1 protein-coding gene is annotated in these 630 nt (G+C 53.2%); it reads left to right on the forward strand.

Annotated features, from left to right (window positions below; all coding sequences use genetic code 11):
* Nucleotides 1-524: UDP-N-acetylglucosamine 2-epimerase (locus ACOCD2_RS24730; RefSeq protein ID WP_294032129.1), on the forward strand; the 524-nt coding region annotated here is incomplete at its 5' end.
* Nucleotides 525-630: the final 106 nt, after the last annotated feature.

The raw sequence follows: 630 nt of genomic DNA on the forward strand, positions 1-630 counted from the left end.
GCCGCGTTCGGAGGCCTACTTTGTTTTCCCTCTGGCGCAAGGCACGCCGGGAAAACAGTGCGGCCTCGCGGCTACTGGGGTCTACCAGCCTTCGCTTCGCTCTCCATGGCTGGCAGCGTGTGCAAGAGCCGGTTTTTCGCTTATTGGGAGAAGCAGACAACATCCACCTGATCGAACCTTTGGACTATTTGCCTTTTGTTTACCTGATGCAGCAATCTTATCTGGTGCTGACAGACTCAGGAGGCGTACAGGAAGAAGCCCCTTCACTGGGCAAGCCGGTACTGGTTATGCGCTCAACCACCGAGCGCCCGGAAGCGCTAGACGCAGGAACCGTCGAGCTCGTCGGCACCGATACCAACAGCATTGTATCGGCCATTTCTGATCTATTGGACCAAAAAGCCTCCTACGAAAAAATGGCTTTTTCCCACAACCCTTATGGCGATGGAAATGCCAGCACAAGGATATCCAAGGCCTTGTCTCCCATAAACCAACCAATGAGCGCAGTCTCCTACCTGAATCCGTGACTTCGGCAGCCACCTGAAAGTCGTTCGCCCGATGATAATCGCGTAAAATTGCAGTTCCAGTGATTTTCATGATTTCACCCAAGGGGTGAACTGCCAATGACATTCA

The sequence above is a fragment of the Thiolapillus sp. genome (genome assembly GCF_048562965.1).
GTDB lineage: Bacteria > Pseudomonadota > Gammaproteobacteria > Chromatiales > Chromatiaceae > Thiolapillus > Thiolapillus brandeum_A.